General features: G+C 42.5%; 18 protein-coding genes. 7 read left to right on the forward strand and 11 right to left on the reverse strand.

Translation table 11 applies throughout. The annotated features are described in order from the left end of the window. Positions 1-37: 37 nt before the first annotated feature. From rpmG to radC, 3 genes are all read right to left on the reverse strand, one after another. Positions 38-193: a 50S ribosomal protein L33 gene (gene rpmG, locus PPIS_RS12880; RefSeq protein ID WP_010364212.1), complete on the reverse strand. Its 156-nt coding sequence runs from the start codon at positions 191-193 to the stop codon at positions 38-40. Positions 194-204: 11 nt separating this feature from the next. Then, entirely contained in the window at positions 205-441 is a 237-nt protein-coding gene (rpmB, locus tag PPIS_RS12885; RefSeq protein WP_010376746.1) for a 50S ribosomal protein L28, read from the reverse strand. A 459-nt stretch (positions 442-900) separates the two neighbouring features. Next, the gene (radC, locus tag PPIS_RS12890) at positions 901-1575 is read right to left on the reverse strand and encodes a RadC family protein (RefSeq protein ID WP_010376744.1); all 675 of its coding nucleotides are present in this window, start codon (positions 1573-1575) and stop codon (positions 901-903) included. A gap of 128 nt (positions 1576-1703) precedes the next feature. Between radC and coaBC the strand changes: the two genes are divergently transcribed. The 5 genes from coaBC to PPIS_RS12915 all read left to right on the forward strand — a co-directional run bounded on the left by coaBC (position 1704) and on the right by PPIS_RS12915 (position 10787). Further along, a complete protein-coding gene (coaBC, locus tag PPIS_RS12895; protein WP_010376742.1) occupies positions 1704-2900 on the forward strand; it encodes a bifunctional phosphopantothenoylcysteine decarboxylase/phosphopantothenate--cysteine ligase CoaBC in 1197 nt (398 codons plus the stop codon). A gap of 157 nt (positions 2901-3057) precedes the next feature. After that, positions 3058-3645: a nucleoid occlusion factor SlmA gene (slmA, locus tag PPIS_RS12900; RefSeq protein ID WP_010376740.1), complete on the forward strand. Its 588-nt coding sequence runs from the start codon at positions 3058-3060 to the stop codon at positions 3643-3645. Between the two features lie 106 nt (positions 3646-3751). Further along, the gene (locus tag PPIS_RS12905; protein ID WP_010376739.1) at positions 3752-6523 is read left to right on the forward strand and encodes a S9 family peptidase; all 2772 of its coding nucleotides are present in this window, start codon (positions 3752-3754) and stop codon (positions 6521-6523) included. Between the two features lie 266 nt (positions 6524-6789). Beyond that, a complete protein-coding gene (locus PPIS_RS12910; RefSeq protein ID WP_010376737.1) occupies positions 6790-9702 on the forward strand; it encodes a TonB-dependent receptor plug domain-containing protein in 2913 nt (970 codons plus the stop codon). Between the two features lie 527 nt (positions 9703-10229). Beyond that, entirely contained in the window at positions 10230-10787 is a 558-nt protein-coding gene (locus PPIS_RS12915) for a TonB-dependent receptor domain-containing protein (protein ID WP_338066192.1), read from the forward strand. Positions 10788-11524: 737 nt separating this feature from the next. On the opposite strand, the gene PPIS_RS12920 is transcribed toward PPIS_RS12915, so the two are convergent. Together PPIS_RS12920 and PPIS_RS12925 are read right to left on the reverse strand one after the other, a co-directional pair. Beyond that, a complete protein-coding gene (locus tag PPIS_RS12920; protein WP_010376734.1) occupies positions 11525-11785 on the reverse strand; it encodes a hypothetical protein in 261 nt (86 codons plus the stop codon). A 123-nt stretch (positions 11786-11908) separates the two neighbouring features. After that, positions 11909-14098 carry a bifunctional diguanylate cyclase/phosphodiesterase gene (locus PPIS_RS12925; RefSeq protein WP_010376732.1) on the reverse strand — a complete coding sequence of 730 codons (2190 nt, stop codon included), beginning with the start codon at positions 14096-14098 and terminating at the stop codon, positions 11909-11911. Positions 14099-14318: 220 nt separating this feature from the next. Between PPIS_RS12925 and PPIS_RS12930 the strand changes: the two genes are divergently transcribed. Continuing rightward, positions 14319-14801, forward strand: coding sequence for an SRPBCC family protein (locus PPIS_RS12930; protein WP_010376729.1), 483 nt, complete (start codon positions 14319-14321; stop codon positions 14799-14801). A 1-nt stretch (position 14802) separates the two neighbouring features. Then, positions 14803-15681, forward strand: coding sequence for a TIGR03899 family protein (locus tag PPIS_RS12935; RefSeq protein WP_010376727.1), 879 nt, complete (start codon positions 14803-14805; stop codon positions 15679-15681). 80 nt (positions 15682-15761) lie between these two features. Here PPIS_RS12935 and PPIS_RS12940 read toward each other — a convergent pair whose 3' ends face one another. From PPIS_RS12940 to PPIS_RS12965, 6 genes are all read right to left on the reverse strand, one after another. After that, on the reverse strand, positions 15762-16523 hold the full coding sequence (locus PPIS_RS12940) for a TIGR04219 family outer membrane beta-barrel protein (protein WP_010376724.1): 762 nt from the start codon (positions 16521-16523) through the stop codon (positions 15762-15764). A 4-nt stretch (positions 16524-16527) separates the two neighbouring features. Continuing rightward, positions 16528-17514, reverse strand: a complete 987-nt coding sequence (locus PPIS_RS12945; RefSeq protein ID WP_010376722.1) for a DUF2333 family protein — start codon at positions 17512-17514, stop codon at positions 16528-16530. A gap of 17 nt (positions 17515-17531) precedes the next feature. Further along, positions 17532-18056 (reverse strand): copper chaperone PCu(A)C, encoded by a 525-nt coding sequence (locus PPIS_RS12950; protein ID WP_010376720.1) that lies wholly within the window; start codon positions 18054-18056, stop codon positions 17532-17534. A gap of 95 nt (positions 18057-18151) precedes the next feature. Continuing rightward, the gene (locus PPIS_RS12955; protein ID WP_010376718.1) at positions 18152-18493 is read right to left on the reverse strand and encodes a hypothetical protein; all 342 of its coding nucleotides are present in this window, start codon (positions 18491-18493) and stop codon (positions 18152-18154) included. A 23-nt stretch (positions 18494-18516) separates the two neighbouring features. Continuing rightward, a complete protein-coding gene (locus tag PPIS_RS12960; RefSeq protein WP_010376716.1) occupies positions 18517-18726 on the reverse strand; it encodes a PspC domain-containing protein in 210 nt (69 codons plus the stop codon). A gap of 47 nt (positions 18727-18773) precedes the next feature. Continuing rightward, a complete protein-coding gene (locus tag PPIS_RS12965) occupies positions 18774-19430 on the reverse strand; it encodes a PspA/IM30 family protein (protein WP_010376714.1) in 657 nt (218 codons plus the stop codon). Positions 19431-19554: the final 124 nt, after the last annotated feature.

Raw genomic sequence — 19554 nt, forward strand, 5'->3', positions numbered from 1 at the left:
CAGCCGAGGCTGGGTTTTTATTGATTCTTGAAACGAATTACTTGATTTTCGCTTCTTTGAAGATCACGTGTTTACGAACCTTAGGGTCGAACTTTTTGATCTCCATTTTTTCAGGCATGTTACGCTTGTTCTTGTCGGTAGTGTAGAAATAACCAGTACCAGCAGTTGAAACTAAACGGATCTTATCACGCATGATTCAGCTCCTTAAACTTTTTCGCCGCGAGCACGGATATCTACTAATACCGCGTCGATGCCTTTTTTATCGATAATACGCATACCTTTAGTAGTAGTGCGTAGAGAAACGAAACGCTTTTCGCTTTCAACCCAAAAACGGTGTGTTTGTAGGTTAGGTAGGAAGCGACGCTTAGTAGCGTTGCGCGCGTGCGAACGGTGGTTACCAACCACTGGGCGCTTACCTGTAACTTGACAGACTTTAGACATGTCTATGTATCTCCAATAACTTCGCTCGAGCTTAATTTTCCCTTAAAGGCCTTTTAACTGCGTGCCCTAGGTAAAATCAAAGGGCGCTCTTTATACAGTATCTACAGGCAGAGATCAAGGATCTGATCCTACTGAAATCAGCTCATGGGTAAATTTGATAGCGGCCAATTATAATGATCCGAAGCCCACTAGGAAAGTAAAAACTGCATTTAAATTGAACTAATTTATAAAATTTATACAAATATGCTGATTTAACGAGCAAATTTCTTTTTTGGCCCTTTCTACATCGTAATTTTCACTGTTTAATTTTCGTGCTTATGCGTATATTTGGGCAGCAATACTCCACCAGCTACCTCACACTTCGAGTAAAAGTTGAGTGATCAAGCTCCATTCCATTTTGCTCAGTTCGAAAGGACAGCTTGAGAAAGCAAAACCCACCTGATAAAACAGCAACTCAGCTTAAATCAGTCCTCGTTCGGCAAACGAAATACAATGACTTCCGGCAACGATTAAATGGTCAAGTACATTAATATCAACTAGTGCCAAGCCTTGCTGCAATTTTTTCGTAATGAGTTTATCCGCTTCGCTGGGCTCTGCCACGCCCGATGGATGGTTATGGGCAAAAATCACAGCTGCACTATGGTATTTGAGTGCCGCCTTTACTACTTCTCTTGGATAAACCGAAGCTGCGTTAATTGTGCCGTGAAACAACACTTCATCTTTTATCAAGCGATTTTGGTTGTCTAGATACAGCACCATAAACACTTCATGCCCAAGCCCCCGTAGTTGAGCACTCAAATAGTCACGTACCGCTGTCGGGTTTTGAAATACCGTTTCTCTTAAGCACTCTTCTTTTAGATAACGCCGGCTTAGCTCCAAAACGGCCTGTAACTGAGTGTATTTGGCAACGCCTAAGCCTTTTAACGCTGAAAACTCTTCTAACGAGGCATTGAATAAACGCTGTAACGTTTGCTGTTCTTGCAACAAGGATTCGGCAAGCTCTATGGCATTTAATCCTTTGATCCCTGTGCGTAAAAAGATAGCCAATAACTCGGCATTAGATAACGCCTCAGGGCCGTGCTCTATTAACCTTTCTCTTGGCCGTGCGGATTTGGGTAAGGCTGATATTTGCATCCTACTATTCCTTATATTTGTATGTCTCCTTGACTAAATTAAGCTTAGCGGGTGATCACGATTATTCAAAAGCAAACACAGACTGTGATATCTTTAGTTTATTGATACTGTGATCGTATAAAACAAACATGCAAAGAAATAAACGCCTCTTACTTGGGATCAGCGGTGGTATCGCTGCTTACAAATGCGCAGAACTTGTTCGCCGCCTAAAAGAACAGCAAATAGATGTCAAAGTGGTGATGACTGAGTCTGCCAAGCACTTTATCACGCCACTGACAATGCAGGCGGTCTCTGGTGAAATCGTTTCTGACTCTTTGCTTGACCCACAAGCAGAAGCATCAATGGGCCATATCGAATTTGCAAAATGGGCAGATCTAGTGCTGGTTGCTCCTGCGACCTCGAATATCCTCGCCAAAATGGCGGCGGGTATTGCGGATGATTTACTGACCACATTACTACTCGCAACACCCGCGCCTGTTGCCGTAGCGCCGGCAATGAATCAACAGATGTATGCACATCTATCGACTCAAGCAAACCTTAACACCCTAGCTTCACGCCATGTCCAAATCTGGGGACCTGGTAAAGGTGAGCAAGCCTGCGGAGATGTAGGCGCAGGACGCATGCTTGAACCTCACGAGTTGGTACAACTGTGTTTAGCTGCACTTCGCCCTACTGAGCAAGTATTAGCAGGAAAAACGGTAACTATCACCGCAGGACCGACACGCGAAGCATTAGATCCAGTGCGTTTTATTACTAATCACAGTTCAGGAAAAATGGGCTTTAGCCTTGCTGAAGCGGCAAAAGCCTTAGGTGCAACCGTAAATCTGATCGCAGGTCCGGTTTCACTAAATACCCCCACTGGAATTACTCGAGTTGATGTAGAAAGTGCTGAGCAGATGCAACAAGCTGCACTCGAATATGCCGTACAATCGGATATTTTTATCGGCTGTGCTGCGGTCGCTGATTACCGTGCAGCCACCGTTGCCGAGCAAAAGATTAAAAAGCAAGGCGATGAAATCACACTTACACTGGTCAAAAACCCCGATATTATCGCCACTGTCGCTGCACTAAAACAGTCTCGTCCTTATACCGTTGGCTTTGCCGCTGAGACGCAGAATGTCGCCGAATATGCGCAAGGAAAATTAGTAAATAAAGGGCTGGATATGATCTGTGCGAATGATGTGTCGGATAGTACAGGTGGTTTTAACTCTGATAACAATACATTGACCCTATATTGGAAAAAAGACCGACTTGAACTCCCTCACTCTAGCAAAAAAGAGTTAGCACTCACTGTCATGCAAGCTATTGCCGAAAAGATAAAATAACCTTCATGTAAAAGACTGGAAAGAAACTGAATAAAACATTAACATGATACCCCGATAACGTGTAAACGAGTCGGGGTTTGCACTTCTGCGCATCACTCTCTGTGCTTAATAAACCCGGCAAAAACAATATAACAATTAGAAAAATAAGGGAAATTTCATGCCAGCGACAAAACGTAGTAATCGCAAAGAGCAAATTCTTCAATCACTCGCACAAATGCTGGAAACCAGCCCGGGACAGCGTATCACCACAGCTAAACTCGCTGCTGAAGTCGGGGTTTCAGAAGCTGCGCTTTACCGCCACTTTCCAAGTAAAGCGAGAATGTTTGAGGGGCTTATTGAGTTCATCGAAGATACGTTGCTGTCACGCATTAATTTAATCCTAGAAAACGAAAAAGAAACTCGTAACCGGATCTACAACATTCTTACTCTACTCCTAGCGTTTGCAGAGAAAAATCCTGGGATCACGCGTATTTTAACGGGTGATGCACTACAAGGTGAGCAAGAACGTTTACGTGAACGAGTGCAAAGCTTATTTGAAAAGCTTGAGACACAATTCAAACAAGTATTAAGAGAGCGTAAATTGAGAGAAGGTAAGGCGTTCACGAGTGAAGAAAGTGTTCTGGCTAACCTATTCTTAGCTTTTGTTGAGGGTAAGATGAACCAGTTTGTCAGAAGTGACTTTAAAGCAAAACCAACCGCGCAATTCGATAAACAGTGGGTTGAGCTTGAGAAAATCTGGCTTTAAGCACCTGCGGCTAGCCGCTTAAATACATCCGCACACCGCAGAGCATTTTAGTTTCACTGTTAAAAGTGATAAAAACGTCATAAATACATACTAAAATGCTCTAAACATGACTCTAAAACTCACTCTCTTAAGCGCAGCACTTTTTAGTGTAAGCAGCTTAGCAGCTAAACCCAGCCTTGAATTTAAAGATGTTTTTGATTTTCGTTACCCTCAGGGTACGGTGATCTCCGAACAAGGCACATTCCTCGGCCTAAGTGCAAAGCCTTATCGTGGTGACAGCGAAGGCCAAGTGTATTCTCTCAATAATAAAGCACTGATTGCATCGGTTCCCCGTGGCACGAACCCAGTTATCAATAAAAGTGGTCAATGGGTTGGCTTTACCCAACGCCCTACCCTACTTGAAAAAGAAACGGCAGATAAAAAGAAGAAGAAAACACTAAAAAACAACTTAGTGTTGGTGAACACCACAACCAAGGCCCAGCAAACCTTTAACTCGGTTAAAGATTATCAACTTTCAGACGATGGCCAATGGCTGGTGTACCGTGAGGATGCAAAAAAAGGCGACAACAAATCAGACGCAAAAGCGAATACTGACAAGCAAACTGATGAACTCAAAATCAGTGCAGATAAAGGCGATGACACCTTAACACTTGTGGTGCTGAATCTTTCCAACAATGAAAGCACTCGCTATGACGACATCGCAGCATACAAAGTGGCGCCAAGTAGTAACGCTATCTTGGTCAATCAGCAAAGCGAAGACGGCAGTAAAAACCGTGTTGCCGTTATTGACTTAGCAAGCAATCAAATCACAAGTCTTATTGATGAGCCCGGTGTGACTTTAGGAGACATTGCTTGGCAACCCAATTCTCAACATGTCGCTTTTTATTTAGGTAATTATGTCAACGATGACAAGCGCCGCCGCGACTACCAACTCAAATTATGGTCTCCAACAAGCAATAAAATAACCGACATCCACAACCCAAGCGGTTGGTTTTCAGGCAAGACAGCATCAATCAAATGGTCTGAAGATGGCTCACGACTGTTTTTTGAAAATCGTCCACAGCTTGAAGCAAAAGCCAAAGTGCTTAAATACACAGATGAAAGCTCACTTTATGATTACGATACCATTCGCCAGCAAAAAGGCTTAAAAGTTTGGCACAATGCCGATCCTGAAATCAAAACTCGAGAAATAAAAACATGGAATGAAAGCCGTCGAGATCAACATTATCAAGCGGTTTATCATATTAATGGCGAGCATGTAGTACAGCTTGAAAACCTTCAAGTGCCTTCTATTTCACTGCACACAAACGCAAATTTTGTGCTGGGCAGCGACGATACACCCTACCTAAAGCAGATTATGTACAAGGGCTTTTATCGCGACTACTACAGCGTTGATATCAGCAGCGGTGATAAACAACTCATTGTTAAAGAAAGCTCAAATCGCCCTACTGTCGCGCCTGATGGTAAACATGCGGCCTATTTCGACGGTGAACAAGTCTGGTTGAAATCGTTATCCACTCAACAGCTTACCCCAGTAAGCAAAGCGGTTAAAAACGCACTATTTGCTGATGATAAACATGATAAACCAGAACCAAACGAAGGGTTTGGATTTGCTGGTTGGCAGCTCGATGGTTCGACGCTCTACGCCTACAGTAAATATGATATTTGGGCATTTGATACCAAAACGGCAAAAGCAACTCGCCTAACTGATGGCTATAAGACCCAAACGCAATATCGTATTGAGTATAAAGATAAGGACAAACTAGGTTTTAACCCGGACGATACCTTACTGTTAAGTGCGCACAACCTCGAAAATAAACAAACGCATATTGCTACGCTTTCTCTACAAGATAACAAGTTGCAAACTGTTTTGTCTGGCGAAGCTAAATATGGCGTAGTGAAAAAAGCCAAAGAGGTGGACACTTATATTTTCACAAGACAGTCTTATCAAGAGTTTCCTGATTATTGGGTCTCAGATGGCAGCTTTAATAACCCGACAAAACTCACAGATTTAAACCCACAGCAGCAGACATTTGCTTGGGGCCAAAAACCTGAACTTGTGAAGTACAAAGGCTACGATGGCGAAGATCTTCAAGGCGTGTTAATCAAACCTGCTGATTATAACGCTGGTGATAAAGTGCCAGTGGTGATTTACTTCTACCGCTATATGAGCCAGCGCATGTATGACTTCCCGAAAATGGAGCTAAATCACAGACCAAACCTGCCAATGTATACCTCAAACGGTTATGCGATATTCTTGCCTGATATTCGTTTTGAAATCGGTCACCCTGGGCGCTCTTCAACACAAACCATGATCAATGCAGCACAGGCGCTGATTGATACAGGTGTTGCGGATCCGGATAAAATTGGCTTACAAGGCCACTCTTGGGCTGGTTACCAAAGTGCATTTATGATCACACAGACAGATATGTTTAAAGCGGTTGTGTCTGGCGCGCCAGTATCTAATATGACCTCAGCGTTCAGTGGGATCCGTTTAGAATCAGGTCTTGCAAGACAGTTCCAGTACGAAACAGGCCAAAGCCGTATCGGTAAACCGCTAACAGAAGCGCCTGAATTATATATAGAAAACTCTCCAGTGTTTTACGCAGATAAAGTAAAAACGCCGATTTTGATCATGTTTGGCGATAACGACGGAGCTGTACCTTGGCAAGAAGGTATTCAATATTACTTAGCCTTAAGAAGACATGATAAAGATGCTATTTTCTTGCAATACGAAGGTGAACCGCACCATCTGAAAAAGCTGCCAAATCAGCTAGATTATTCAATTCGTATGAAAGAATACTTTGATTATCATCTGAAAGGATTGCCACCAGCAGAGTGGATTCAATCCGGTGAAGCATTTATCACTGAAGAGTAATCAACTCCACAGGTATTCATCATCAAGGACACCATCGCGGTGTCCTTTTTTTGGCAACAAATTACTCATTCCTTTGTTTTACTTTTATCTAGAAATGTTTTGTTTCAACTTTCATCCGTATAATTTCGTTATAAAAAAGCTCATATCTCCATTACATTTGACGGTTTTACAAACGAACCATTGAACTTTCAGTAGATGCGTTGTAAGTTCTATGTTGCAGGAACATTTTCCTACTCTGCTAATAAATAAATAAATAAGGAAATAAGATGAAACTTTCTAACCTATCAGCAACGATCAGGCTATCTCTACTGGCTTGTTCAACGCTGACTGCAGGCGTATCAGGTATCGCCCACGCTGAAGAAACAGATGCCAACGCTACTAATAGCGTAGAACGAATTGAGGTTACTGGTACTCGTATCAAGCGAGCTGCCATGACTGGTGCGAGCCCTGTAACAAGTGTTACGGCCGAAGACATTAAAGTTGCAGGTATTACTAGGGTAGAAGATCTACTCAACGATATGCCTGCAATCTTTGCTGACCAAACTTCAGGCCAAGCAAATGGAGCTACAGGTACCGCAACAGTAAACCTACGTAATTTAGGCACAGAACGTACATTAGTACTTGTTAATGGACGTCGCTTGCCTTCTGGTTCTCCTGTTGCTGGTGGTATCGGCGCTGACCTTAACCAAATCCCAGCTGCCTTGGTAGAACGTGTAGATGTTCTTACCGGTGGTTCGTCAGCAACATACGGCTCTGACGCTGTTGCTGGTGTTGTAAACTTTATCATGAAAGACGACTTTGAAGGCTTCCAAGTTGAGTATCAAGGTAGTGTTTATCAACATGATAACGACCACAAAGACATGCAACGAGCACTAAATGATAGAGGCTTCCCAGTACCTGACGGAAGTCAGTGGGATGGTGACACCCATGATATCTCTCTGACTTTTGGTGCAAACTCTGCAGATGGACGTGCAAACATCACAGGTTACGCGACTTGGCGTGATATCGAAGAAGTGACACAGGATAACCGTGACTACAGCGCCTGTGCTATGAATATCGATGCCACAGGTAAACGTATCTGTGGTGGTTCAGGAACAATTCCTGATGGCCGTATTACCGATTTCGATACCTATGACTACAAAGTAGCTGGTACCGATTTCGTTCCTACTGCTGGAACTGTTTATAACTATGGCCCGCTTAACTACTTCCAACGTCCAGACAAACGTAAGACATTTGGCTTGCTAGGTCACTATGACTTTAACGACAGCCATACGTTTTACGCTGAGTTTAACTACATGGACAACCGCACAGTAGCTCAGATCGCACCTTCTGGCTCTTTCTTCAACCAAGTTGATATTAGCTGTGATAATCCGCTACTTTCAGATTCACAAAGAAACACGCTTTGTGGACCTGGTGGCGTTGCAGTTGATGGCGTTGTAGAAGGTGCTTTCATCGGTAAACGTAATGTTGAAGGTGGCCCTCGTCAAGACGATATTCGCCATACCTCAACTCGCTTTGTACTAGGTGTTCGCGGTGAAATCGATGACAACTGGAGTTATGATGCGTATATGAACTTTGGTAACGTATCATATGCTCAGACTTACCAAAACGACATGTCTACAACCAGAATCATTCGTTCATTACAAGCAACGACAGATGATGACGGTAACGTGGTATGTAAGTCAGTTGTAGATGGTAGCGATCCAACCTGTATTCCTTGGAATATTTTCGATCCAGCGAACATCACTCAAGAGCAAATCGACTATCTAACTATGCCTCTATTTGCTCGTGGTGACACGAGAACAAAACAAATTAGTGGTTATGTTACTGGTGACCTTACTGAGTACGGTGTTGTAGTACCTGGGACTTCCACTGGTGTGGGCGTGGTATTTGGTCTTGAGCACAGAAAAGAATCACTAGACTTTAATCCGGATCAAGGCTTCCAGTCGGGTGACGGTGCAGGTCAAGGTGGTCCAGTTCTTGGCGTAAGTGGTGAATTTGACGTCAATGAATTCTTTACTGAATTCAACGTACCATTAGTCGAAGACTCTGAATTTGCTGATTATATTACATTAGAGTTAGCTTACCGCTACTCTGATTATTCAACGGATAAAACAACTAACACCTATAAAGGTGCGTTTGATATCCGCGTTAATGATCAACTTGGTTTAAGAACAAGCTTCCAACGCGCAGTACGTGCAGGTAACGTACGTGACCTATTCAGATCTGCTGGTTTAGGTTTGTTCAACTGGGAAGATCCATGTGGTGGTGACAACCCAACTCTAACCGTTGAACAGTGTGCTAGAACAGGTCTCGATCCATCTAAATATGGTTCAAACGCACTGATCAACCCAGCAGGTCAATACAACAGTATCACTGGTGGTAACCCAGACCTAGAGCCTGAGAAGTCAGATACTATCTCGTTCGGTATTCTATTATCTCCTGAAGCCATTGAAGGTTTAGACATTGCGATTGACTACTTCGACATTACTGTTGAAGACGCAATTCAAGAAATCCCTGAAGCAACAATCTTCAATCAGTGTGCGATTAATGGTAACGACGAGTTATGTGGACTTATCAACCGTGGTCCGACTGGTTCTTTATGGCTAGGTCAGGATTCAATCACTGCAATTGATACCAACATTGGTAGCGTAGAAACAAGCGGTATCGATTTTGATGCGTCTTACCGTTATAACCTACCTGATGATATGGGTCTTTTACGCTTCAAGCTAATCGGTACATGGCTAGATAAGTATGCGACGCAGAACTTACCAGGTGGTGATATTGACGATTGTGCAGGTCGTTGGGATAGAGCGGTATGTGAATACCCAGTTCCTGACTTTAAGTCAAACTTCTCAACAACTTGGGTAACGCCTTGGGATGCAAACATTACAGCAACCTATCGTTATGTAAGTGAAGTGAAGGAATTCGCTCGAAATGACGACGGTCAAGTAATCGATGGACCAGTTCCAATGACTGCGCGTGACTACGTTGATATTGCAGTAACATGGAATGCTTCTGATAACCTGCAATTCCGCGGTGGTGTAAATAATATCTTTGATAATACTGCTCCACTAGTACCAAATGGTCCTGCAGGCCCTGCAAATGGTAACACTTACCCTGGTTTCTATGATTCTTTGGGTCGCTATATCTTCGCAGGTTTCACATTTAGACTGTAGTCTAAAAACGGTAAGATTTAGTCGTAATTATCAGCCCTCGCAAGTTTAAAGCTGCGAGGGCTTTTTAGTTTAATGTCACTCTCACATCACTGCTTAATCATGATGCTTAGAAGGCAAATATCTATTAACTACTCACCTAACATCAAAACCTCTCTAATAGGGTGAGTTACTTTTGAAATTAGAAAGTATTGTCGCCAGCTCCGCATCCAGCCATCAGCAATGCACCTAGTTGTTCTAAAAAAGAAGTTGTTAACGCAGCTAGCGTCAGATTTTCCCCCTCACATTGAGTGGGTATTAAGTCTATTTGGTATTAAAGCATGAGATACCATGCACACAATAATATCTATCACCGCTAACGTTCATACACCGTAATCAAAATTAAATAACCTGAGCTTCGGATAATTAATGCCTTTCTAGCAGCCAGTTTTAGCGCTAACTGCGTTGAGTGTGCGATTAATGGTAACGACGAGTTATGTGGACTTATCAACCGTGGTCCGACTGGTTCTTTATGGCTAGGTCAGGATTCAATCACTGCAATTGATACCAACATTGGTAGCGTAGAAACAAGCGGTATCGATTTTGATGCGTCTTACCGTTATAACCTACCTGATGATATGGGTCTTTTACGCTTCAAGCTAATCGGTACATGGCTAGATAAGTATGCGACGCAGAACTTACCAGGTGGTGATATTGACGATTGTGCAGGTCGTTGGGATAGAGCGGTATGTGAATACCCAGTTCCTGACTTTAAGTCAAACTTCTCAACAACTTGGGTAACGCCTTGGGATGCAAACATTACAGCAACCTATCGTTATGTAAGTGAAGTGAAGGAATTCGCTCGAAATGACGACGGTCAAGTAATCGATGGACCAGTTCCAATGACTGCGCGTGACTACGTTGATATTGCAGTAACATGGAATGCTTCTGATAACCTGCAATTCCGCGGTGGTGTAAATAATATCTTTGATAATACTGCTCCACTAGTACCAAATGGTCCTGCAGGCCCTGCAAATGGTAACACTTACCCTGGTTTCTATGATTCTTTGGGTCGCTATATCTTCGCAGGTTTCACATTTAGACTGTAGTCTAAAAACGGTAAGATTTAGTCGTAATTATCAGCCCTCGCAAGTTTAAAGCTGCGAGGGCTTTTTAGTTTAATGTCACTCTCACATCACTGCTTAATCATGATGCTTAGAAGGCAAATATCTATTAACTACTCACCTAACATCAAAACCTCTCTAATAGGGTGAGTTACTTTTGAAATTAGAAAGTATTGTCGCCAGCTCCGCATCCAGCCATCAGCAATGCACCTAGTTGTTCTAAAAAAGAAGTTGTTAACGCAGCTAGCGTCAGATTTTCCCCCTCACATTGAGTGGGTATTAAGTCTATTTGGTATTAAAGCATGAGATACCATGCACACAATAATATCTATCACCGCTAACGTTCATACACCGTAATCAAAATTAAATAACCTGAGCTTCGGATAATTAATGCCTTTCTAGCAGCCAGTTTTAGCGCTAACTGCGTTGAATTCACTTCCAATAGCCAGCTATTGGTGCATAAATTCGCCTTGTTATCCCTAAAACTGTCTGGCTAGATAAGGGGGTAATTTAATGTGTTATTAAAAACAATGAGTTAGCTCATTCCTTATCCAAACCTCAGGTTAAATAAGTGGAGATAGTCAGGAAAGATAAAGCGTAATTTAAACTTGAGAGAAAGAAAGGTAACTGCTCTAAAAGAGGAGTTTTCAGCGCAGCTCGCAACTGTTTCCTCAATTAGAGCAAATAATTAGACTGCTCGTGCTAGTCTAACAAAGCAATATTTACTGACCGCCTTGGACGCCAACTGTACTCTGCTGACGGTTAAGCATGTCTTTTGCCGCACGTCGATCATGCTCGATCTGATCTTTAGTACGACATCTTCGTTTTGTAAACTTACTACCAGTGATGATATCTTGCTTACAGTATAAATCATCTTGATTTTTAGCTATCGTGCTCTCATTATTGTTTTTTGCCGACTCGGTCGTTGAATTACAACCCGTCAGAAGCACCAATAGGACAACACAAACTCCTGCGATTTTCATAGCAAATCCCTTATTATTGATAATACAAAGTACCTAAGTACACTTAAGAACGGAGTGTTCAAACTTTAGTCTAATCAACATTACAAAGAAAAGCAATTGCACCGATTTTCACAACACAATAGACTAATTTGATTCTAAAAATTCAAGTAAGTCTTGTTCAGGCATTGGTTTTGCTAATAAAAATCCCTGTACTTCATCGCAGCCAAGCTTTTGTAACACCGTCATTTGCTCTTCTGTCTCTACACCTTCCGCAATTGTTTTTAGGCCAAGATGCTGCCCTAAAGAGATGACAAGATCGGCAATAGCACCACTGTCATCATGAGGAATATCTTTGACAAAAGCACGGTCGATTTTAAGCCGTGCTAAAGGAAGTTTTTGCAAATAGCTCAAAGAAGAAAATCCAGTACCAAAGTCATCAATGGACACCTCAACACCAAATTCTTGTAACTCTTGGAGTGTATTGATCACCGAATTTACCTCATCCATGACTACACTTTCTGTCACTTCGAGCTCTATATGCTTAGGCTCCACATTAAACGACAAGATTGTGTCTTTGACCTGCTGTGCATAGTTTGGCACCTTAAACTGCGGCACAGAGACGTTAACAGCAATGCTAAGCTCACCGAACCCCTGTTGCTGCAAAGTTGCCTGCAACTGACAGGCTTGTTCTAATACCCATTGGCCAATTTCGACAATAAGCCCTGCATTTTCCGCAAGCGGAACAAAAATCGCAGGGGAAATATAATTCCCGTTTCCAGAAGGCCAACGCAACAAAGCCTCACAGCCAATCACCTTGCGATCAGCAATAGAAAACTGAGGCTGATACCAAACCTCGAGTTTTTTCATCTCAAAATCTTGCCTGAGCTGTCTTATTAACCCCAGCTTCCAAGCCATTTTTTCTTCTAAATCTGGGGTATACCAATCCAATGGAATACTCGACTGTTTTGCTTGGTTAAGCGCAATATACGCAAGTTTTAAGGTTTCTATTCCTTGCGGTTGAAAGTCTTCTTGACGGCACACTCCAATATGAAAGTGCATAGTCAACAAATGCTCCCCGACATGGTAGGGCACGCACAAGTTATCAATAAAAGACTCTTCATCAAACTGCGACTCAGGCATTAAAAAGCCAAACACATCCGCGCCAATTCGTGAAATTAACTGGGCCTCAGGAAACTCAATACTAATTCGCTCAGCAACACCTAATAACAACAAGTTCCCAACTTCTTGGCCTAAACCATTATTGATGTCAGAAAATTGAGCAATATCAACAAGAATAAAAACGAGCGACTGTTGTTGGTTAAAGTAAGACTCTATTTTCTCGATAAAATTAGCGCGATTAGGCAGTTTGGTAAGATTATCTTTGTAAGCAACCTCACGTAATTCATTGAATAGCTTAATATTATCAAGACCAACTCCAACGTTCGTGAGGAATATCTCAGCAAACTTCAATTGCGCTTCCGATGGCTCAGCCTCTAGCTCTAAATAAATGGCTGCTTTTTTGTTTTTGCTTTCAAGTAAGAAGGTAATGTCATGCGCGGTAGATTGGTGGGATTCGGTATCAATACAGTTTTGCACTTGCATGATGACACGACCATTATCAAGCTGCTCTATACCATGGCCAAAGAATTCGCGGTACTGCTCACTACCACCAAACACCCTTAAATGCATATCATCATCTAGGTAGCCACTCACTAAGCCTTCGCCTGACGCATCTAAAATATTTGCCAATTGGGCAACGACCGCCGCTGCAAAGGAACCCATATCGGTATGACCGAGTATGGCACGAGAAGCTGAAAGGATCTGCTCTAGTGCATAGCTTTGCGCTTCGAGCTCACAAATTTGTTGATAAGAACGGATAGCGGTAAGTAAAGAAGTAACCAGTTTGCTGCGGGTGAGTTCTGTCTTCATTTTATAATCGTTAATGTCGAACTCACGAATGATCTTTTCTTCCGGTGCATAACCCGGTTGACCTGTACGCATAATAATACGTACTGCCATATTTTTGATCTCTTCGCGCACTCGACGCACGACATTAAGACCTGCGTCGTCGGTTTCCATCACTACATCGAGTAAAAGGATACTGATATTATTTTGTTCTTTTAAAATCTCAATGGCTTCTTTGCCAGAATAGGCGTGAAAAAACCTGAGCTTTTTGCCCCAAAACTCTAAATTAGACAGCGCAAGTTTAGTAACAGAATGGATCTCAGGATCATCATCAACGACTAAGACATCCCAAAAAGCACTTGTCGTTTCTTCTTCTTGAGTAACTTCTTCGTGCTCTGCAAACAAATAATCTTCTTGCTCAGGTGCCATGTTTTACCCTTTAAATCCGCACTACTCTTTAATTATAGGCACTGATTCACTCCAGTGTTTACCATCTTACAAAATATGGTACATTTTTACTATTACAGTTCTGTTTGATTAACATACATGAAATATTATAGTCGAGCATAGAACAAAATAGATGATTTAGCATACTTTTTACCAAAGAGGATTCTGTATCAAACGTTTATATACTCCTATTAGAATGCTGATGATTTTGGCACTTGTCATTGTGATTGCTGGTTTAGCGATGCCACACCATTATAAAGTGGTAAAAAGCACCGATATTTCTGCAAATAACACAACACTCTCTCCATTGGTATTATCCCATTGGCCAGCATTATTTAATTGGCAAGCAACCGAAGACATCCACTTTCGTATTTTACCGAAAAAGCAACGAGTAGGTGGTTCAGCAGTGTTAGTGCATCCTTGGGGAGAAGCTGAAATGACCATCACCAAAATCAACGAACAGAGTTTAGAGCTGTCATTACATTTGGACGATGAACATTTAGCCAAAATCAGCCTTAATTTGTTGACCGTTCAGGCCGATAAAAAACTGACCATCACGATTGAAGGAAGAGCTAATACGCCGTTTATTGGCAGTTTTATCGCACTTTTTATGCAGCAGTATTTACAGCAACTAACTAACTCTGCAGTGAACCATATGCACACACTGTATAAACTACGAGCTTGATATGGCAGTCAAAAATGCACAAGTAAAGTCAGCTTTAGCGCTTTCGATTGAAGAAAAGCTCGGCTACCCCATGGTGAAACGGATCACACCGCTTGTCACTCAAAATGACCGTTATCAGTCTGATAAAAATAAAGATAACCAATACACGGTGCGGACTCAACATGGCACGCTAAAACGTGCTCTAAAGCGCCAACAATTAATCAAAATCCAGCGCCAGCAAAATCTTGAGGCCATTATGGGCATGGCACTTACTTTATGCCCCGAGGTTACCGCCCGAGGTCGCCCCGATCCCGATTGGTTGGAGCACTTCATCACCCTTGCAGAAGACATTGCCAATCACTCTATGCAAAAGTTGTGGGCAAAGATATTAGTGGGTGAAAGTATTACACCCGGCACTTTTTCAATTAAAAGTCTGCAAACCCTAAAGATGATGACCCAGCGTGAAGCAACCGCTTTACAAAGATGTGCACCGTTGTGTGGTTACTTAGAAAAAGAAGACAGCTACCTTATTCTTCATGGATACTATAAAAAGCCGTCTATTTTTGATTTGCTACGTAAAGGCAGCACCGAATCCATCAACTTAAGCCAAGCTGGGCTCAACTTCCCAAATATACTTACGCTGATGGACATTAATATCCTTTATCGGCAAGAAATTGAGTCCGCATCGCTACAAAAAGGACAGTCAATGCAGCTGGTGTATTTACGTAAAAAAATGACCTTAACGGCCAAATCCAATGACTTGGTGCTGAGCTATTACAAGTTGACGCAAACCGGAGACGAGCTAAAAAAATTACTCCAAAGTCCAATCAATAAACAATACAAGCAACTTGTAGAAAAGGCCTTTGAAAGCGAGTTTTCTCTCGAGTGGGAAGAGAGATAAAGAAACTATTCTATTTACCAAACAAAAACAGCTTGGTCGATCACTCGTACCAAGCCGCTAAAGGAGTAAACTACACTATCTTAGAAATGTAGTTGGATCCCTGCAAATGGACCAGAGACATCCAGGTCAGTGTAGATATCATCGATATCATCTAGCTCAAGTACCATAGAGCGATAACCCACTTTTACCGCAACATCAACAGCCATATTGTCGATAAACTCATAAGCGATACCAATTTGATAATCTTGGATTTTGCTATCATCAATTGCAAGCATGCTGCCTTCGGCAAAAACACTTAGCCCTGTAAGTGGTAAACCCACTTCACCGCGCAAATAACCTAGAGGAACAAAGCCTGAGAATTCAACTTCTTCTGTGCGTGTTTGACCATTTGCAGTACCAGTTACCATGATAGAACCGTCAAACTGCTTAAAGTTCACACCAAAGTCTAACGTCAACAAGTCATTGTCTAGCACTTCGTAATACAATGTGTAGTCGATGTGGTTTAGATCTGCGTTTGTTGTCGCGTCAGTACCTACCGTATAAACTTGGCCGCCAAAGTCAAAAGACTCTGTTAACGTCGTTTGACCATTTAGCTCAAGCTCGGTATAGCGTAACTTGATATTTGGTACCAGCGGTACTGGGTGCTCAAGTGCAGCATAGAAACTCGTAAAAGTTTCATCGTCAAAGTTAAAGGTTTGCATATTGCCTTTTTCAGCAAAGCTACCTTCGGTTTCGGTATCCCACCCTTCTGCACCGACATAAAGCCCGAGTACCGTGTCTGCGTGTGCAGCAGGTGCTAAGCAAGCGAGAGATAATGCCGCTGCTAAAAAGTGTTTTTTCATGATGTTATCCTTGCGCTAAAAGTTCACTAAGTTCGATGAGAGCCGCATTGGCTCGCGAAATATAATTTGCCATGACCAGAGAATGGTTCGCTACCAAGCCAAAGCCACTGCCGTTTAACACCATAGGGCTCCACACCGTCTCTTGAGTCGCCTCTAACTCTCTGATGATCTGCTGTAGGCTGACAAGTGCATTTTTCTTTTCAAGCACAGGTCTAAAGTCATGCTCTACTGCTTTCATATAGTGCAGTAACGCCCATGTGGCGCCTCTGGCTTCATAAAATACATCATCAATCTGCCACCAAGAGGTTTTCACCATATTATGGCTTGGCGTCATGGTTGCTTGATCAGCTGCCGAATCCCCAGCTAAATCGGTATTTAATCTGTCTTGCCCTACGCTCGCACTTAATCTTTGGCTTAAGCTGCCCATGCGCTTTTCGGCCTCTTTTAACCAAGCTCTCAAGTTATCAGCACGCGCATAAAACTGGCTATCGCGGTTACTATTATCAGAAATTTGAGTCAAATACTGACGTAGTAAATCATTACCTTTTTGATACTCACCCTCAGCACTTGGCCACATCCACGCTGTTGAACTGATATTAAACTGTGGCTGAGCTAGCTTTAAACTCGGGTGCTCTGTCGATTGAGATTGTGAACGACTAAAATCTTTACGCATCGAAAGCGTAAGATCTCGTGTCATCTCAAGCACACCGTACTCCCAAGCAGGCATGTTATCCATCATTACGCTTGGTGGCATCATGTCATTCGACAAGTAACCACCAGGCTTATTTAAAAGCGTATCCGTCACTTTAATCAAGGTATGTGTCGTTACATATCCAGTGACTAATGTATTGCCATTTTTCTGCGCATCCGCTTTTGCAGCCGCGACGACGTCAAACTGCTCTGGTTCCACACTCCAATATACAGCTATAACATAACCCAGAAGTATGACAGCGATAATGCCAGAGATGATTTTTCCCGTATGATTTCCCATTTAATACCTCACTGTTTTTAGTGATGAGAGTGATGTCCGGCGTTTGACTTTTCTTTGCCACCAAACATGTCTGCAAGTGCGACAACTTCCGCCATGGTGAAGATCCTATCGCCATCAGCAAAATATAGCGTAAGCTTACGCTTTTCACCGACTTTTAATGTTTCTACTGGTTCAAACACCATTAAGTGATAACCACCTGGCTGGAATGTCACTGATTTACCCGCAGGAATAGCTAGCTCGTCAACACGTTGCATTTTCATCATGTCTTCTTTATGAACATGCTCGTGAATTTCAACACGCTTAACGCCTTCAAGCGAAGCCTTAACCAACACTTTATTTTGCTGCGTTGGGTTTTCAATAACGAGATAACCTGCAGTTGAAGGTGCTGCCGGTAAAAAAGTACGCACGGTTGCGTTGTGAACAGAAAGTTGCTCCGAACCATGGTGATGTTCACCATGTTCATGCCCTTGATGAGCTGAAGCGTTAAAGCCGATAAAAGTTGATAAAGCAAAAATTAAGGTTTTGATTACACTTGATTTCATGTTGGCTTTCCTTGGATTTATAACTGCAAATAACTATATCACAGATCCCAATTTAGCGTGTTTTTTATCTCCTACCGCCAACAAAAACCCACAGCTCACACTTTGGCTTGAGCAGATTTGTCTACCACTAACCACACAATTGCAATAATACAGATGAGTGGAAATAGCACTATTAGCGAATTAAATAGCAACGTCATTACTAGCCCAATGAACACAATAAGGAGCATCCCTAAAACACCTGCGCTCAAGAGTGCTCCCAGCACCACCAGCGCTACAATTGCAAATAGCAACGTGAGTATTTCAAAGCCAAACCAACCTAGGTCAAATCCCATATCGAGTTGCAGATCGCTGATGTCTAACCATACCAGTGGCAGCGACACCCAAGATAGCGCCAATAAAAATACCAGCGCTAATAATATACCGGCCACGACTTTCATAGTGCCTACCTCGTCGCCGTTACTTAGTTTTCGTATTGCGCTTTTGGCATTGCAAACCAAGCGACGCCATACGCCAATAGCACCAACATTGGAAACTTAAAAAACAGCAATACCGTTAGTAAACGTGTTAACCAAATTGGCATATCAAAACGTTGTGCTAGTTGCGCACATACGCCACCAATTTTCTTTGAACTATTCATTTGAGACAGTGTTGATTGATATCTATTTTTCATCTTTATCCCCTTTCGCTTTGATTACTCAGTCGTTGCTGTGGGCGAGCCTAGCTCGCCATTTTTTGCTTCAGTTGGGCTAATTCATCGTCGATTTGTTGTTGCTTTTGCTCATCTTCAAAGCGCTGCCATACATCAGGCTGCCCTAAGTCATAGGATTCGACTTCAGCTTCAAGGCGCGCCACCTTGCGCTCTAACTCGTCGAACTTGCGCGTTGCAGAGTGCATGTCGTCACTATTCAGCGTTTGTTTGATGGTTAACCTTGCCTTGCCAGCTTCCAAGCGGCGCAACATGGCCTTTTCTTTTGCCTTTAATTGCTGAATTTTGCTTTGCAACTTGTCCGCATCTGCGCTGAGTTTTTCAAGTGCAGGCGTTAGATCATCAATTTTTTGCTGTGCTTCTTGTGCTTTTTCGGTTTCTCGCTGCTTTTGCTCAAGGGCTGAGCGGGCAAGATCTTCACGACCTTTTTCAAGAGCATGTTCGGCTTTGCTTTGCCATGTTGCCGCAGCTTTATTTGCTTGCTCAGCTTGACGCTGCGCTATTTTTTGTTGGCAAATAAGCTCAGCTGCCGTTGCACGACAATCAGATAGTGCTTCTTCTAAATCACGCACTAACTGAGTTGCCATTTTTTGTGGGTCTTCGGCTTTATCTAGTAACGCGTTAAGTTCTGCTTTGATAAGGTCTTCAATTCTGTTGATGATGGTCATTGTTCGGCTCCTTTTATAATATAGTTAGACTATTCCAAGAGCCGTGCCAAAAATAAAAACAAAATTAAATCATTGAGTTAAGGTTTTTTGAAAGGAAAAATAAATTTATTGAGATACATTAAAT

Origin of the sequence: Pseudoalteromonas piscicida (genome assembly GCF_000238315.3) — a bacterium.
Classification (GTDB): Bacteria; Pseudomonadota; Gammaproteobacteria; order Enterobacterales; family Alteromonadaceae; genus Pseudoalteromonas; species Pseudoalteromonas piscicida.

What these genes read in the sequence shown, in the direction of transcription:
- rpmG (WP_010364212.1), bottom strand. Translation starts at nt 193, where the DNA reads ATGCGTGATAAGATCCGTTTAGTTTCAACTGCTGGTACTGGTTATTTC.
- rpmB (WP_010376746.1), bottom strand. Translation starts at nt 441, where the DNA reads ATGTCTAAAGTCTGTCAAGTTACAGGTAAGCGCCCAGTGGTTGGTAAC.
- radC (WP_010376744.1), bottom strand. Translation starts at nt 1,575, where the DNA reads ATGCAAATATCAGCCTTACCCAAATCCGCACGGCCAAGAGAAAGGTTA.
- coaBC (WP_010376742.1), top strand. Translation starts at nt 1,704, where the DNA reads ATGCAAAGAAATAAACGCCTCTTACTTGGGATCAGCGGTGGTATCGCT.
- slmA (WP_010376740.1), top strand. Translation starts at nt 3,058, where the DNA reads ATGCCAGCGACAAAACGTAGTAATCGCAAAGAGCAAATTCTTCAATCA.
- PPIS_RS12905 (WP_010376739.1), top strand. Translation starts at nt 3,752, where the DNA reads ATGACTCTAAAACTCACTCTCTTAAGCGCAGCACTTTTTAGTGTAAGC.
- PPIS_RS12910 (WP_010376737.1), top strand. Translation starts at nt 6,790, where the DNA reads ATGAAACTTTCTAACCTATCAGCAACGATCAGGCTATCTCTACTGGCT.
- PPIS_RS12920 (WP_010376734.1), bottom strand. Translation starts at nt 11,785, where the DNA reads ATGAAAATCGCAGGAGTTTGTGTTGTCCTATTGGTGCTTCTGACGGGT.
- PPIS_RS12925 (WP_010376732.1), bottom strand. Translation starts at nt 14,098, where the DNA reads ATGGCACCTGAGCAAGAAGATTATTTGTTTGCAGAGCACGAAGAAGTT.
- PPIS_RS12930 (WP_010376729.1), top strand. Translation starts at nt 14,319, where the DNA reads ATGATTTTGGCACTTGTCATTGTGATTGCTGGTTTAGCGATGCCACAC.
- PPIS_RS12935 (WP_010376727.1), top strand. Translation starts at nt 14,803, where the DNA reads ATGGCAGTCAAAAATGCACAAGTAAAGTCAGCTTTAGCGCTTTCGATT.
- PPIS_RS12940 (WP_010376724.1), bottom strand. Translation starts at nt 16,523, where the DNA reads ATGAAAAAACACTTTTTAGCAGCGGCATTATCTCTCGCTTGCTTAGCA.
- PPIS_RS12945 (WP_010376722.1), bottom strand. Translation starts at nt 17,514, where the DNA reads ATGGGAAATCATACGGGAAAAATCATCTCTGGCATTATCGCTGTCATA.
- PPIS_RS12950 (WP_010376720.1), bottom strand. Translation starts at nt 18,056, where the DNA reads ATGAAATCAAGTGTAATCAAAACCTTAATTTTTGCTTTATCAACTTTT.
- PPIS_RS12955 (WP_010376718.1), bottom strand. Translation starts at nt 18,493, where the DNA reads ATGAAAGTCGTGGCCGGTATATTATTAGCGCTGGTATTTTTATTGGCG.
- PPIS_RS12960 (WP_010376716.1), bottom strand. Translation starts at nt 18,726, where the DNA reads ATGAAAAATAGATATCAATCAACACTGTCTCAAATGAATAGTTCAAAG.
- PPIS_RS12965 (WP_010376714.1), bottom strand. Translation starts at nt 19,430, where the DNA reads ATGACCATCATCAACAGAATTGAAGACCTTATCAAAGCAGAACTTAAC.